11 protein-coding genes are annotated in these 14497 nt (G+C 60.4%); 10 read left to right on the top strand and 1 reads right to left on the bottom strand.

The annotated features are described in order from the left end of the window. The first annotated feature begins 60 nt into the window (after positions 1 to 60). Genes AABA84_RS34675 through AABA84_RS34685 form a run of 3 tightly spaced genes read left to right on the top strand, consistent with a single transcriptional unit; the run spans position 61 to position 3427 of the window. Positions 61 to 1239: a DegT/DnrJ/EryC1/StrS family aminotransferase gene (locus tag AABA84_RS34675; RefSeq protein ID WP_338309550.1), complete on the top strand. Its 1179-nt coding sequence runs from the start codon at positions 61 to 63 to the stop codon at positions 1237 to 1239. After that, positions 1236 to 2237 carry an NAD-dependent epimerase/dehydratase family protein gene (locus tag AABA84_RS34680; RefSeq protein WP_212252380.1) on the top strand — a complete coding sequence of 334 codons (1002 nt, stop codon included), beginning with the start codon at positions 1236 to 1238 and terminating at the stop codon, positions 2235 to 2237. Before AABA84_RS34675 ends, AABA84_RS34680 begins: the two co-directional genes overlap by 4 nt. Further along, positions 2177 to 3427 (top strand): DegT/DnrJ/EryC1/StrS family aminotransferase, encoded by a 1251-nt coding sequence (locus AABA84_RS34685; RefSeq protein ID WP_212252378.1) that lies wholly within the window; start codon positions 2177 to 2179, stop codon positions 3425 to 3427. Before AABA84_RS34680 ends, AABA84_RS34685 begins: the two co-directional genes overlap by 61 nt. On the opposite strand, the gene AABA84_RS34690 is transcribed toward AABA84_RS34685, so the two are convergent. Next, positions 3397 to 4716, bottom strand: coding sequence for a glycosyltransferase family 4 protein (locus tag AABA84_RS34690; protein ID WP_246550944.1), 1320 nt, complete (start codon positions 4714 to 4716; stop codon positions 3397 to 3399). The two genes, AABA84_RS34685 and AABA84_RS34690, sit on opposite strands and share 31 nt — an antisense overlap. Before the next feature lie 181 nt (positions 4717 to 4897). Between AABA84_RS34690 and AABA84_RS34695 the strand changes: the two genes are divergently transcribed. The 7 genes from AABA84_RS34695 to AABA84_RS34725 all read left to right on the top strand — a co-directional run. Beyond that, the gene (locus AABA84_RS34695) at positions 4898 to 6442 is read left to right on the top strand and encodes a class I SAM-dependent methyltransferase (protein ID WP_212252374.1); all 1545 of its coding nucleotides are present in this window, start codon (positions 4898 to 4900) and stop codon (positions 6440 to 6442) included. 84 nt (positions 6443 to 6526) lie between these two features. Further along, the gene (locus AABA84_RS34700) at positions 6527 to 7696 is read left to right on the top strand and encodes an acyltransferase family protein (protein WP_338314343.1); all 1170 of its coding nucleotides are present in this window, start codon (positions 6527 to 6529) and stop codon (positions 7694 to 7696) included. A gap of 83 nt (positions 7697 to 7779) precedes the next feature. Next, entirely contained in the window at positions 7780 to 8784 is a 1005-nt protein-coding gene (locus AABA84_RS34705; protein WP_212252370.1) for a glycosyltransferase family 2 protein, read from the top strand. Continuing rightward, a complete protein-coding gene (locus AABA84_RS34710; protein ID WP_212252368.1) occupies positions 8702 to 9781 on the top strand; it encodes a right-handed parallel beta-helix repeat-containing protein in 1080 nt (359 codons plus the stop codon). The genes AABA84_RS34705 and AABA84_RS34710 overlap by 83 nt, the downstream gene beginning before the upstream one ends. 79 nt (positions 9782 to 9860) lie before the next feature. Continuing rightward, complete coding sequence (locus AABA84_RS34715; protein ID WP_212252366.1) at positions 9861 to 11156, top strand: O-antigen ligase family protein; 1296 nt, start codon at positions 9861 to 9863, stop codon at positions 11154 to 11156. After that, on the top strand, positions 11143 to 11910 hold the full coding sequence (locus AABA84_RS34720) for a class I SAM-dependent methyltransferase (RefSeq protein WP_212252363.1): 768 nt from the start codon (positions 11143 to 11145) through the stop codon (positions 11908 to 11910). The genes AABA84_RS34715 and AABA84_RS34720 overlap by 14 nt, the downstream gene beginning before the upstream one ends. A 701-nt stretch (positions 11911 to 12611) precedes the next feature. Beyond that, positions 12612 to 14497, top strand: a 1886-nt coding sequence (locus tag AABA84_RS34725) for an Ig-like domain-containing protein (RefSeq protein ID WP_338314344.1), incomplete at its 3' end; no start/stop codon positions are given.

The following is a 14497-nucleotide window of genomic DNA, read 5'->3' on the forward strand; positions in this document are numbered from 1 at the left end:
AATTATTATAATGCGAGTTAATTATTTAATTATGATGTGGTCCAATCCAAGGTTTGAATCTTGATACCCTTCCTGGATCTGAAAGCCCAATACTGTCAAATCAAGCCGGAAATCGACGCCGCGGTGGCACGAGTCGTCGGCAGCGGGCATTTTGTGCTCGGGCCGGAGGTGGCGGCGTTCGAGGGGCGTTTTGCGGAATATTGCCGGACTGCGCGTTGCCTCGCAGTGAATAGTGGGACCTCTGCGCTCCACCTTGCGCTGTTGGCGGCGGGCGTCGGGCCGGGCGATGAAGTCATCACGGTATCCATGACCTTCGTGGCGACAACCGCAGCGATACTTTACAGCGGCGCCAAACCGGTTTTTGTCGACGTTGACCCGGTCACGTGGACGATGGATCCCAGCCTTATCGAGGCTGCAATCACACCTCGAACCAGAGCCATTCTGCCGGTTCACCTTCATGGATTAATGGCAGACATGGATCCCATCATGTCGATTGCGCAGCGTTACGGTCTGGTCGTCATTGAGGATGCCGCGCAGGCGCACGGCGCGGAATACCGGGGACGCCGCGCAGGTTCGATCGGGGATCTGGGGTGCTTCAGCTTTTACCCAGGCAAGAACCTGGGTGCGTTCGGGGAGGGGGGGGCCGTCGTTACCGATCGGCCTGAATTCGCGCGCCGCGTGTCGCTGCTGCGGGACTGGGGGCAGGAGGCGAAATACGACCACGTCATTCCCGGGTACAATTATCGCATGGACGAGATCCAGAGCGCGATACTGAATGTCAAGCTGGACTACATCGAGCGCTGGACCGAGGCCCGCCGATCGATCGCAGAACGATACAACGAACTGCTTTCAGAGCTTCCATTCGCGCGTCCGCGACCGCCCTTGGACTGCCGCCACGTTTATCATGTCTATTCGATCAGATTGCAGCGGCGCGACGACGCGCTCACATTGTTGCGGGAGGCCGGCATCGGTACAGGGATTCACTATCCCATTCCGGTGCACCTGCAGAAGGCCTATGCTGAACTCGGTTATCGGGCCGGTGATCTGCCGGTAACCGAGATGCTTGCGAACGACTTTCTCTCCCTTCCCATTTATCCGGAACTGCTGCCGGACCGGGCGACCGAGGTTGTCTCCACGTTGAGAAACGCCGGAGCATTGCGACCCAGCGAAGCCGCCAGCAACGGGGCGCAGCAATCACAAAGCTTCACAACAAGATCCTGCAACAGGAGGGCGTCTTGATTGAGCTCAAGGGAAAGCGCGTTCTGATCACTGGCGGGGCAGGGTTCATCGGCTCCCACATCGCCGATTTGCTCTGCGATGAGGGTTGCATCGAGATCGTTGCGCTCGACAACATGGTCAGAGGCCGCCCCGAAAATCTCCGGCGTGCGCTCGGTCGTGGACCGGTGAGACTGGTTCACGGCGACATACGCGATCGCAAGCTGATGGAAGCCTTGGTGAAGGCTGCCGACATCGTGTTTCACCAGGCCGCACTCCGCATCACTCATTGCGCGGCGGAGCCCCGCATGGCCAAGGAGGTCATGGTGGACGCCACCTACGACCTCCTGGAGATGTGCATCAAGCACGACATAGAGAAGGTCATCGCAGCGTCCTCGGCCTCCGTATATGGCATGGCCGAGGAGTTTCCGACAACCGAGCGACAAAATCCGTACAACAACCGGACTCTATACGGGGCCGCCAAGGCGTTCAATGAAGGGCTTCTGCGCGCCTTCAACGACACATGCGGCCTCGACTACGTGGCATTCCGATACTTCAACGTCTATGGCAGCCGGATGGACATGCACGGACGGTACACCGAGGTCTTGATCCGCTGGATGGAGCGGCTGGAGGCCGGGTTACCACCCGTTATCTTTGGTGATGGCGGTCAGACGATGGATTTCGTTCACGTCCGCGACGTCGCGCGCGCCAATATCCTTGCGGCCAGGGCGAAGATTACCGACGAAGTCTTCAACGTCGGAAGCGGTACTGAGACCAGCCTGACGCAACTGGCTACGGTGCTTGCGTCGGTGATGGGACACCGCGGTCTGACTCCCGAATTCGCGCCTGAGCGCTCGGTCAATCCGGTGCCGAGGCGGCTGGCATCGACAGGAAAGGCCGAGCGTCTACTGGGGTTCCGCACCACGGTTTCGCTCGAGCAGGGGCTCGCCGAACTCGTGAAATGGTGGCGATCAGAGCGCGAACTCGCTTCGGATCGTCAGCGGCAGGTGGCGGCATCGTGATCCCGATCGCAGCTCCGTTGCTTGCGGACGAAGAAGCCGACGCTGCGCGCGCCGTGGTGCTGTCGGGCTGGGTATCGCAAGGTCCGCAGGTGGCTGCGTTCGAAGACGAGTTCGCCGCGCTTGTCGGCGCCCCGCACGCCTGTGCCGTCGCGAATTGCACGACCGCGCTGCAGCTTGCCTTGGCCGCGCTGGGTATCGGCAGCGGCGACGAGGTGATCACGGTCAGCCATTCCTTCATCGCAACGGCGAACGTGATCCGACATCAGGGCGCCACTCCAGTTTTCGTCGACATCGAGCCCGAGACATACAATCTGGATTGCGCTCGGCTGGCTGAAGCCATCACCGAGCGCACACGCGCGATCATCGCGGTGCATCAGATGGGCATGCCGTGCGACATGGCAGCGCTCATGGCTGTGGCGCGTCGCCACGGGATCGCCGTGATCGAGGATGCGGCTTGTGCCGCCGGATCGCAGATCTGCATGAACGGGCAATGGGAGGCGATCGGCAAGCCGCATGGAGACATTGCCTGCTTTTCATTTCATCCGCGTAAGGTGATCACGACTGGTGAGGGAGGAATGCTCACCACCTCCGATGCCGAGCTCGATCGCAAGTTCAGGCTTTTACGTCAACACGGGATGAGCGTTCCGGATATCGTGCGTCATGGTTCGCGGCGTGTCATTTTCGAAGAGTACGTCCTCGTCGGCTACAATTATAGAATGACGGATATGCAGGCCGCGATCGGGCGCAAGCAGCTCGAGCGGCTTCCGCAGCTGATTGCGCGGCGGCGCGCGCTGGCATCCCGTTACGCTGAACTGCTTGGAAATATTGAGGGGCTGCGGTTGCCGTTCGAGCCGGCGTGGGCGCGATCGAACTGGCAGAGCTACTGCGTACGCTTGCCCGACCGATTGGATCAGCGGACGATCATGCAATCGCTGCTCGATCAGGGCATCGCTACGCGCAGGGGCATCATGTGCTCCCATCGCGAGCCGCCCTATGCCGGCACGGCGTCGCGCGATGATCTGCGGCAATCCGAGCTAGCTCAGGATCACGCGATCCTCCTTCCACTCTATGCGCAGATGGACGGCGCGGATCAGGATCGTATCGTGGATGCGGTGAAGGCTGAACTTGCCCGCACGAACCACGGCGCCGCCGTGGCGAGTCACGAATCGGTCTGCCGGGATATCTTATGAGCCGGATCTGGTGCGGCCCTGTCTGATCGAGGGGCGATCGATTTTGCGGACAGCACCGCAGAGATTCGCGCCCGATCGTTGTCGTCTTCGGCGGAAGCCAAACCCATCCAACGCCGGTATTTTCGCTGCACCTTATAGTTGGCAAGGCTGGCCGTGCATCGGCCGGCATCTGCCAATCGTCGGCTGGTTGAGGGCTTGCTGCGTAGGGCATGTAGATAGGTTTGCTCTATCGTTTTCGCCGCCTGCGCGAGGCTGAAGCGGTGCTCCACCAGCCGCCGGCCGAATCTGCCAAGCTCCTGACGGAGCGACGCAGAGGCCAGGATGGTCTCGAGAGCCGATCGAAGTGCGCTGGCGCCGGCTCCACGCGAGCCCTTGCCCAATCCGTACCAGCCTTGTTGCAGGAAGGTCGGTGCACTCTCGGGCGTCAACAGCTCGCTGAATCCGTCCTCGCCAACGACCACCAGCGGCTTTCCAAAGGCCATTCCGCGCAGCGCCGAACCACCCTGGCCAATGATGACGTCCGCGGCAGCATAGCCAGGCCGTGGATCGGACATCTCGCCCACCAATACGACGGCGTTCCGGCCGACCAGCGAGTTAATTCTGGCCGCACGCGCGTCGACGCTCAGTCGTGCCGGTCCATTACCAATGATCAGAAGCCGCACTGGCAGGCCGTCGAGCGCTATTTCGCCGACGGCATCGCAGGCCGACAGCAGCCCCTCCAGTTTAAGGTTCGGCACAAGTCGACAGACCATCGCGATGACGACCTCGTCCGGGCCGATATTCTGAGCCGCGCGAAAGCTCGTGCCATCGATGAGGGGATGGTCGGACTTCGTATCGACTGGCGGCTCGAGCAAGGTAACATCCCGATGTCCTGCAGCGATTGCAGCGCGTCGGATCATCTCCGTGCCCACAGTCAGAGGAACGCTGCGCGGCAGGAAGGAGGGGACGGACATCGACATGACCGTTCCCACCACGGCAGCCCTCGTCGATAGTCCAACGCTCAGAAAAGCTTCGACAATGGGGGGCCATTCATGACCGTGCACCACGTCTACGGCGCGTTCGTTGACGATGCTGCGGAGCATCTGGCTAACACGAGGCGAGGGGCGGGCCCGATGCCGGGGAATCTCGATATGTCTGAGACCCGTCTCCCTTACTCTATCCAGAAGAGGGCCAGTCTCTGCCGCCACGGTGACGTCATGACCGAGGTCTCGAACCGCCTCGGCGAGCTGGACTGCGTTGAGCTGCGACCCTCCCAGTTCCATGGAATGCGGATAGACCAGCACGTTCATGCGATGGGATTCTCCGGGTGTCGCGCCAAACGCTGACCAACCTGACATTGGTGAGAACCATATCGCGATATAATTCAAATTTAAATAATAATAAATGTCGACCTGTCTAAATTCAGTTATATACTCTGTGTGGATTTAAACGCGAGACCCGCTTTTGACCTCCACCGGGGACCCCGATGCGATGAACGAGCATGCTGCCCGGCATGTGGCCCGCCAAGACGGCGGTCGCCCGCCTCGCGTACTGGTCGCGATTGCAAGCCATGGAACCTCGAATGACCGCTATCTCGAGCGGGTCATCCGGGAGTACGGGTCGATGTCCCTCGTCGTTGATATCGTCGTGCTGTCAAACATCGACAAGCGCGCGAGAACCGGGGTGGAGTGCATTGTTGGTCTGCCGGACAGGAACCCGTGGTCCCTGCCGTTCGCGCACAAGAAGCTGTTTGCTGAACGTCGCGACCAATACGATCTGTTCATCTACTCGGAAGACGACATCCTGATCACCGAGAAGAACATCCGGGCCTGGCTGGATGCAACGTCGTTTCTATCTCCGGACGAAGTTGCCGGGTTTCTGCGGGTTGAATTCGGCGAGGACGGCGCGCGAAACTATCCTGATATTCACGCGCACTTTCACTGGGATTCCTCATCGGTTAGGCGGCGCGGCGACTATATTCTGGCGCATTTTACCAACGAGCACGCCGCCTGCTTTGTCCTTACCCGGAAGCAGCTAGGCAACGCCCTGCGTTCGGGCGGCTTCGATGTAGCTCCGCATCAGGGAAAGTATGATCTGGCCTGTACGGCCGCGACGGATCCATACACGCAATGTGGTTTGAGAAAACTGGTGCCAATCTCACACCTGGAGGATTTCACCGTGCATCACCTCACCAACCGGTACGTCGGCCGGATGGGGATCGGGCAAGAGGAAATTGGCAGGCAGAAGGCGATTCTGCTGCAAATCGCGGACGGACGGCGCACGCCCTACTCGTTGCTTCCAACGGAGACGCGCCTTCGCCGCGCGAGCTTTTCCAAGGACTATTATGAACCTGAATCCGAGGCGACGATCGCGCTCGTGCCGGCATCGGCGCGTAGCGTGCTTTCGATCGGCTGTGGTTCTGGCAAAACGGAAAAGCGGCTGCAGGCGCGAGGCCTGCACGTCACCGCGATTCCGCTCGATCCAGTGATTGCTGCCGGCCCCGCCGGGGACGGAATCGAGATGATCTACGACGATCTGGACAGTATCGGCTCCAATAGAGACACTTACGACTGCGTTTTATGTCTCAACCTGTTGCACCTCGCTCCGGATCCGCGAAAGCTGCTTCTCAGGCTGCGATCGTTCATGCACGAGCAATCGCTAGCAGTGATCCAGATGCCCAACACGATGTCCCCAAGGGGCATTCGGTCTTATCTCGGCGCGAGTCTCCAGTCCGGGCGCTCCAGCGGCTACGAGGCTGTGGGCGCTCATTTCGCTTCGGGACGCAAGCTGGCGAGTTGGTGCGTCGATTCAGGCCTGCGAATCGAGGCGATGTTCGGAGTTCCAGCGGATCCTGGCGATGGATTGTTCGGCATGACCTCCCGGCTGGGCAGGCTCGCGCCTAGGTTTGTTTCGCTCGGGCTTGCGGCCTCGATCATCATGACCGCGTCCGGGGGAAGGCAAAGCACTGACAGGGTAGCCAAATTGACGGCCTCGCCTCAGTCAAATCGCCCGGCCGGCGAGGTCCGGTCCGGTTAAAAACGGTTCGCATTTAATTGTGGTTTGATATTAAATGATATATAATCGTGAAATGGCAGAAAGAGAATTTCGCGTGAGAAATCGATGATTTCGCTCGGGGCAACCACGATCGGCGATCGGCTTGCCGTCCTTTCGGCCAGAGGCCCCGGTTTTGATCAGATACGACTTGTGGCCGCTCTCGTGGTGGTTGGGCACCATGCTTGGTGGGGAGTCAATGACATCCTCTACCGGTTCAGCGGCGGATTCATCCAGTTCGGCCTGTTTGCAGTCGTCATTTTCTTTTGCGTCAGCGGCTTCCTGCTGGCGCCTGGCCTGGCCCGATCTGGCGATCTCGTCCGGTTCGGCGTGAACAGAGCGTTGCGTATCCTGCCCGCACTGTTCGTCGTGGTCATCGCATCGATGTTCGTGCTGGGGCCCGCCCTGACGACATATTCGCTAGCCGACTATCTCGGCAGTGCCGAGCTTTACCTGTATCTGAAGAACGCCGTGACCCTGATGTCCCACTACCTGCCCGGCGTGGTGCGGCATGGACACGAAGTGCAGGTCAACGGACCGCTATGGACGCTCAATATCGAAGTCTGGTCCTATGCGGTGCTGGCGGCGATGAGCGTGGCGGGCTTTCTCCGCCGACGTGTGCTGACGATGATCAGTTTCGCCCTGGTCTATCTTACCTATGTTGGGCTGGCGCTCTCGCCATCGCTGCATGCGGCCTGTCCGCAGCGGCTCTCGGATTTCATCGGCCTCTTCGTCTACTTCATCGCCGGCACGACCCTCTACCTCTACCGTGAAAGCATCCCGTTCTCCGGAATCGGGGCCGCAGCCGCCGTGGGGGGCACGCTGATCGGTCTTGCGAGCGGGCTGGGCGCGGTGGCGGTGCCGCTGTGTATACCCTACGTCGTGGTCTATCTCGGACTGTCCGAGGTCGCGAGTCGAGTGCCACTCAAGTACGATCTGTCCTACGGCGTATACCTGATCCATTCACCGGTCATATTGGCGTTCCTGACGCTATTCGATCTCGCGGCTGGCTGGCGGTTGGCCCTGCTGTCGGCATCAGTGACTCTCGTTCTGGCGTATGCGTCCTGGCGATTTGTCGAAGCGCCGGCGCTGAGGCAAAAGGCGTGGGTTTCGCGTTGGCTGTCGTCGCAGATTGCACGTCTAGGCAGCCGACGCGGCGTTGAGAGTCAGGCCGCCGTGCGCCGCGATCAGCCGAGCAACAATCTGACAGGAACCATCGAGGCCGGCGCAGCGGAGTGAGACGACACCAGCACCTGAGCTCAGGTTCGAGGGTGATAGCGCGACGAGCGGGCCGCAGTGTCTTCGTAAGGAGCAGAGTCGCTATGAGCAGCGCGTACCGTGATGACGAAGGTCCGGACTCGGATCGGCAGCTGGACCTCTCCATCATTGTCGTGAGCTACAATACCCGCGACATGACGCTCGACTGTCTGGCGTCGATCGCCGCGGAGACAATGGGTACGAGATATGAGGTGATCGTCGTCGACAATAGCTCGTCCGACCAGTCAGCTGCCGCAATCGCCCGTCAATTCCCTGACGTCAGGCTGATTGCCCTAAACGACAACATCGGCTTTGCACGCGCCAACAATCTGGCTGCAAAACAGGCGCGCGGACGACGATTGCTTCTGCTCAATCCGGACACCGTTATTCTCGACTGCGCGATTGATCGTCTTTTCGAGTTCGCCGACGCGAATCCGTCATTTCACGTCTGGGGCGGACGCACGGTGTTTCCGGACGGCAGCCTCAATCGCACCTCGTGCTTTCGAAGAATCAGCTTGTGGAATTTGTTGTGCTTCGCGTTGGGGTTCACCTATTTCGGTCGTCGCAGTCCGATTTTCAATTCCGAGGCCTATGGCGGATGGGACCGGGATACCGCGCGGCACGTCGACATCGTTACAGGTTGTTTTTTGCTGATCGACCGGCTGGTGTGGGAGAGGCTCGGCGGGTTCGACCCCACATTCTTCATGTACGGAGAAGAAGCGGACCTCTGTCATCGCGCGCGATCCCTCGGTGCGCGGCCCGCGGTCACGCCTGAGGCGACTATCGTCCACTATGGCGGGGCATCCGACGTCGTGCCTGTCGACAAGAGGGTGAAGGTGTTCAAGGGAAGAATCACCTTGATCAATCGGCATTTCGGCTGGCCGGCACGGACGATCGGGCAGGCTTTGCACCTGATCGTGCCGCTCACACGCCGGTACGGATACGGCATGGCGGCCGCCCTGGCGCGGAATGCGGAATGGCAAAGGAATGCTGCTTATTGGGAAGCCGTCTGGAGGCGTCGGCGAGAGTGGGTTGGCGGTTACGAGGCACCGAGAGTCGAGCCGGCATGAGACGTTTCTGGCGAGAAGAGCGATTCTGGCGAGAAGAGCGATGAGGTCAGATTGCGTAGAAGGACAGGGATGGACATGGCGAAGAGCCGGACGGCTCGCGTTTGGCCATAAGCGCTGGGGCGAGATTGTGCTCGAGGCTGCCCGCGTAGCGGCTGCCGTCGCAGCGCTCCAGATTCCGGCGGCGGTGGCAGCTGAACCGGACAGCGCGTCCAAGCTGGCCTTCGCCGCCCAATGGCCCGACGCAAGCAACACGGGGCCGCCTCGGGATCTCGCGCTGAAGCCGTCCGGCCCCCTCACGATTGCCGTTGCCGGCACGACGATTTCAGGACTGGACATTCAGGGCGGCGTCGTCGTCAACGCCGACAACGTGACCATCGAGATGTCCCGCATCTCGGCTAGCGCTTGGGCCGTTATCAAGATCGATCCGCATCGGACAGGAGTTGTCGTCAGGGATTGCACGATCGACGGCCAGGGTGCTGGTCCCGATGGCAATGGCAACCAGGGCATCATGGGACAGGGCACGTTCCAGCGCAACAACATCTCCAACGTCGAGAACGGCATCGTGCTGACCGGGAAGGGCAATCTGATCGAGCACAACTTTATTCACGATCTCAATGCCGGCGGGGCGCCGCATTACGATGGTATCCAGATCGATGGCGGCATCTCGGACACGGTCATCCGGCAAAACACGATCATCAATTCTCACGGCGCGGCCGGCGCTATCATGATCGACAACGAGTTTGGCCCGGTCTCCAACATCGTCATCGAAGGCAATCTTCTCGCCGGCGGCAGCTATACGGTCTACTCGGATGCGAAGTTCAACGACAATCCGATCTCGGATGTCTCGATCACCGACAATCACATCGGCTCGGGGCAGTATGGGCCGACCCTGTTTCGGCGAAACCGCCCCACCTATCTCAGAAATGCGACAGACGGCTGGCGCCTGGTGCGCAATCTGAACTTCGGCAGCGTCGCGGCACAGGAGGCCATCAGATGAAGCGCTGGCGTGCTCTGCACCAACTGAAGCGCTTGTCGGGTCTGATGGCCTGGTCCGGCCTGTCCAGGGAGACAGCCTCATGAGCTATCCTGGCGATGCTCTCCTCGCGGGACAGCCGCGTATTCGCGCGACGGCGGCCGGATTCCAATCGACCATTCCCCAACGGGCCAGTCTGGCCGTCCCGCTCCTTCTGATGGGCATCGTACTGCCGTCGGGCCTCCAGGTGCTGATCGCCGGGGCAAAGCTGACGCCGACCAGAATAAGCCTCATGATCCTGCTGTTGCCGGCGGTCGCGCGGTTATTGCAGCCGAGCCGGCGGCTCCTGCTGTCGGACGGGCTCGCGGGGACGCTTGCGCTCGCCATGGTGGCGGCGGCTGGTTACGCAGCCGGACCTCAATCGGCGTTTTCTGCTGTCGCAGAGGCTCTCGACTTTGTCGGAGCATACTTTGTCGCGCGGGCCTTCGTTCTGCAGCCGTCGGCGGTCCAGCAGTTCATTTGTCTCATCAAGGCATTCACGGCGATTGCGATATGCGTTGCGCTAGCGGACGTGTTGACGGGGCATTGGATCGTCCGCGAGGTCATGGCGGCACTCATGCCGCAGCCTGAGGCGTTCGTGGACGACGGCACGTCGGGCGCAGATGGAGTGCGAGCAGGTCTGCGACGCGCAATATCGACGTTCGATCATCCTATTCTCTATGGCGTGTTCTGTTCGTTGACTGCGGCCATCGTGCTGTTCTCGGCGACAAATTCCATCAAGCGTCTGTCGTGGGCGTGTCTATGCGTCTTCGGCGGATTGCTGTCGTTATCCTCGGCCGCTGTCATGGGGATGGTCGTCGTCATGTCGAGCTACGCTTACGAGCGGTTGTTGCGCCACTGCCCGTGGCGATGGCCTCTCCTTTGGACGGCAGCGGGCATGTTCCTGCTGGCCGTTACCGCTGTGACAAATAACCCTCTCAGCTGGCTGCTGTCCCACGCGACACTGGAGCCTCAAACGGGGTTCTATCGCCTCATGATCTGGGACGCTGTCTCGGCGCAGGTGTGGCAGTCGCCCCTGACGGGAGCCGGATTCGTAACGTTTGGCTATTATCTACTCGATCGCACCGTCGACAGCGTGTGGCTGGTCACGAGCCTCCATTACGGCGTACCGGTCACCATCCTGCTGATCGTTCTGAACCTCTCGGCGGTATTGCCTGTGCCCGGGCGCCGTCCAACCGAGATTCAGACGGGATTCACGATCGCCTGCATGGTGTTCCTGTTCACGGGTTTGACGGTGCATTTCTGGAACTACATGTGGACGTTTTGGGGCGTTTGCATCGGCGTGCGTGCTTCGCTCAGGGAATGGCAGATGTTGGGAGCGCAAGATGAGCAATTTTGACGTGGCATCATCGTCGATTGGCGGCATCAAGGGACGTTTGCGACCTTATGTCTGGTCATTACGCAGCGGGCTTCGGACGATCCGTTTCCTGTTCGGGCGCTTTGAGAGGACCTGTTCGGTATGTGGGTATCGAGGCCGGTTTTTCGCCTACGCAAATCCGCTGGCATTGGGAATCAACTTCGATTCGCTCTGTCCGAATTGTCTGTCGCACGAGCGGCACCGTCTGTTGGCGCTTTGCGACGCCGAGCAGAGCCTGTTTACGGGGAAGGATATCCTTCACTTCGCGCCCGAGAAGGGGCTCACGGAGTATATCAAGGCGAGAAAGCCGCGAAGTTACGTCACCTGCGAGTTCGGAGAAAAAGGCGCTGATCTCGACATCAATATCGAAAAGATAGATCTCGAAAGTGACAGGTTCGATTTGATCATTTGCTGCCACATCCTCGAGCACGTGAACGATCGCTTGGCCATGCCCGAACTGTTTCGGATCCTGCGTAAGGGCGGGACGCTGATCGCGATGATTCCTCTTATTGAGGGGTGGCAAGAAACGTTCGAGGATCGATCGAGGCAGAAAACAGAAGAAGATCGGATACTGTATTTCAACCAGCATGATCACGTCCGCTTCTTCGGTCGTGATTTCCGACGCCGGCTCGAACGAGCGGGCTTTGTCGTCGACGAGTATACGGCGGTCGAGCCTCAGGTTGCGCAATATGGCCTCATCCGCGGCGAGAAAGTATTTTTGTGCCGGAAGACTTAGGCCAGGCCGTGCTTTGACGTTGCCCGGCGAAATCGGGCCGCCCCGCTTTGTCACCTAAGCCCATTCATCACGTCATTGCATCGCCTCTGGCTCCGTCGGTAGGCGCGCATCTCAGCCAACGGAGCAGCACGGCAAATTCGAGCTGACTGTCTTGCCGCAGTCTGCTGCAGAGGACGTTCGCGCATCGTATTTAATAATGCGCAGTCGCTGGTTATTTATACATCCGATGGTTTATTTAATGTGCGCCAACGTTGAGCGCAGTCGATCTCGGAGCCGCTCGACCGTTGCGACGGGCCAGCTCGAAAGAATTTTTCTGTGAAGTGTGGCACGCGCATGTTTTGCCGTCGTTTGATCGCGGCTAGAACGAAATCGCTTTTAATTTCCGTAACGTAGATTTCCGCGCGGTATTTCCGGAAACAGGAATCTGACGGCGCTTGTGGCGAAATGACCTTAGCGGAGCCGTGGTCTTGTCAAAAAAAGGCCGTCTGCAGACGACCACTAACGCCGCGCAAGCACGGCACCTGGCGCATCTCGATCACTGATTAAATCGAGAGCGCAAACTCGCAATAAGCACTGGTGTCAGTTATCGGGGATAATGCAGAGAAGACGGAGAAACTATTTTGGCAACGACAACGAACGCATGGCCTGACGCGACGAACACTGGGGTGCCGGCAGGGGTAACGCTGACTCCTTCTGGAGATGTGGTCATCACGCAGGCGGGAGCGGTGGTTTCCGGACTCAACATCACCGGCAGTGTCTACATCAAGGCGGACAATGTGACCCTTGAGAACTGCAAGGTCACGTCCGGCGGTTGGGCTGCGGTGACCATTGATTCCGGAGTCACGGGCGCAGTGGTTCAGAATTGCACCATCGATGGCACCGGCCGTGCACCGGATGGCACTGGCAATCAGGGCATCATGGGAAGCGGCACGTTCATCGGGAACAACATCTTCAACGTGGAGAATGGCATCGTTCCGGGGAGCAACTCCGTCATCCAGGGCAACTACATCCACGATCTCCAGGCAGGCGGATCGCCTCACTATGACGGCATCCAGATCGACGGAGGCCTCTCCAACATTCAGATCACCGGCAATTCGATCATCAATCAGTGGGGCTGGACCTCTGCGGTCATGATCGACAACGACTTCGGGCCGGTCTCGAATGTCACCGTTGCCAATAACCTGCTGACTGGTGGCGCCTACACCGTATACGCGGATTCCAACCTGGGCACCGCATCGATTACCGGCGTGTCGTTCACCAACAATCACATTGGCGGCGCGCAGTATGGTGACGCGTTGATCCGCGGAAACAATTCGGTGTTCTCCGGGAATTACACGGACGGCGCGCAGCTGGCGTCGACGCTCAATACGTCGGCAAATAGCGGTACGACGACGACCTCACCGACGACGCCCCCCGCAACGCCCGAAGTCCCGGCAGCGCCGACCATCGCATCCTGGTCACCCGATACGGGCAAGACTGGCGATGGCATCACTGACGCCAGTCAGGTCACCCTGCACGGTACCGCCGCGGCTGGCAGCACCGTGAAGGTCTATGATGGTTCGACGCAGATCGGCGCGGCGACCGCGACTTCGACCGGAAGCTGGGACTACATCACCAAGGTCCTGACCGATGCGAAGCACACGTTGACCGCAACCGCGACCAGCTCGTCGGGCCAGACCAGCGTGGCGTCGGCCGCGGTGGCTGTCACCGTCGACACCAAGGCGCCAGCTGCACCGACGATCGCGAGTGACACCGTCAACACTGCCAATCAGGTCGTGATGTCGGGGACTGCCGAAGCGAACAGCGCGATCAAGGTGTTCGACGGAACGACCCAGGTCGGCACCGCGACGACCAACGCGAGCGGCGCGTGGAGCGTCACGACGTCTGCATTGTCGGCCGGTTCGCACGCCCTGACGGCGAAGGCGACCGACGTTGCCGGCAACGTCAGCGCTGCGTCGACGGCTGTGGACCCGGTCATTGGCTCTGGAACGACGACGGGCTCCACCGGCTCGGGCACGTCCGGTTCGGGTACCTCGGGTACAGGTACCACCGGCTCGGGCACGTCGGGCACGAGCACTGCGCCGGCCGCGCCGAAGATCGCCTCGTTCTCCAGCGATACCGGCACCGCCGGTGATCACATCACGAGCGATAAATCGGTGACCCTGGCGGGGACTGCGGTTGCCAACAGCACGGTCAAGGTGCTCGACGGCACGACCCAGCTCGGCACCGTCACGGCGGATGCGAACGGGGCGTGGCACTACACGACCGTCGCACTGCCGGACGGCAAGCACAGCTTCACCGCAACCGACACGGTCTCCGGCGCCACCAGCAAGGCATCGACTGCGCTGGATGTCACGGTGGATAGCGCTGCCCCCGATGCTCCGATCCTGTTGAGCGATCCGACGACACATAACCGCGCAACGGTATCCGGTACGGCGGAGGCGGGGAGCTCGATCAAGCTCTATGAGGGCACGACCCTGCTTGGCACCGCGACCGTCGCGAGTGATGGCGACTGGAGCGTGACGACCCCGAATCTCAAGCACGGGTCCCACACCTTCACCGCGACCGCGACCGATGCCGCCGGCAA

Origin of the sequence: Bradyrhizobium sp. TM239 (assembly GCF_036247985.1) — a bacterium.
Classification (GTDB): domain Bacteria; phylum Pseudomonadota; class Alphaproteobacteria; order Rhizobiales; family Xanthobacteraceae; genus Bradyrhizobium; species Bradyrhizobium ottawaense.

Bases quoted from the DNA above. Each gene is read 5' to 3' on its own strand.
- AABA84_RS34705 (WP_212252370.1), top strand. From the start codon at position 7,780: ATGAGCAGCGCGTACCGTGATGACGAAGGTCCGGACTCGGATCGGCAG.
- AABA84_RS34700 (WP_338314343.1), top strand. From the start codon at position 6,527: ATGATTTCGCTCGGGGCAACCACGATCGGCGATCGGCTTGCCGTCCTT.
- AABA84_RS34695 (WP_212252374.1), top strand. From the start codon at position 4,898: ATGAACGAGCATGCTGCCCGGCATGTGGCCCGCCAAGACGGCGGTCGC.
- AABA84_RS34720 (WP_212252363.1), top strand. From the start codon at position 11,143: ATGAGCAATTTTGACGTGGCATCATCGTCGATTGGCGGCATCAAGGGA.
- AABA84_RS34710 (WP_212252368.1), top strand. From the start codon at position 8,702: ATGCTGCTTATTGGGAAGCCGTCTGGAGGCGTCGGCGAGAGTGGGTTG.
- AABA84_RS34690 (WP_246550944.1), bottom strand. From the start codon at position 4,716: ATGAACGTGCTGGTCTATCCGCATTCCATGGAACTGGGAGGGTCGCAG.
- AABA84_RS34715 (WP_212252366.1), top strand. From the start codon at position 9,861: ATGAGCTATCCTGGCGATGCTCTCCTCGCGGGACAGCCGCGTATTCGC.
- AABA84_RS34685 (WP_212252378.1), top strand. From the start codon at position 2,177: ATGGTGGCGATCAGAGCGCGAACTCGCTTCGGATCGTCAGCGGCAGGT.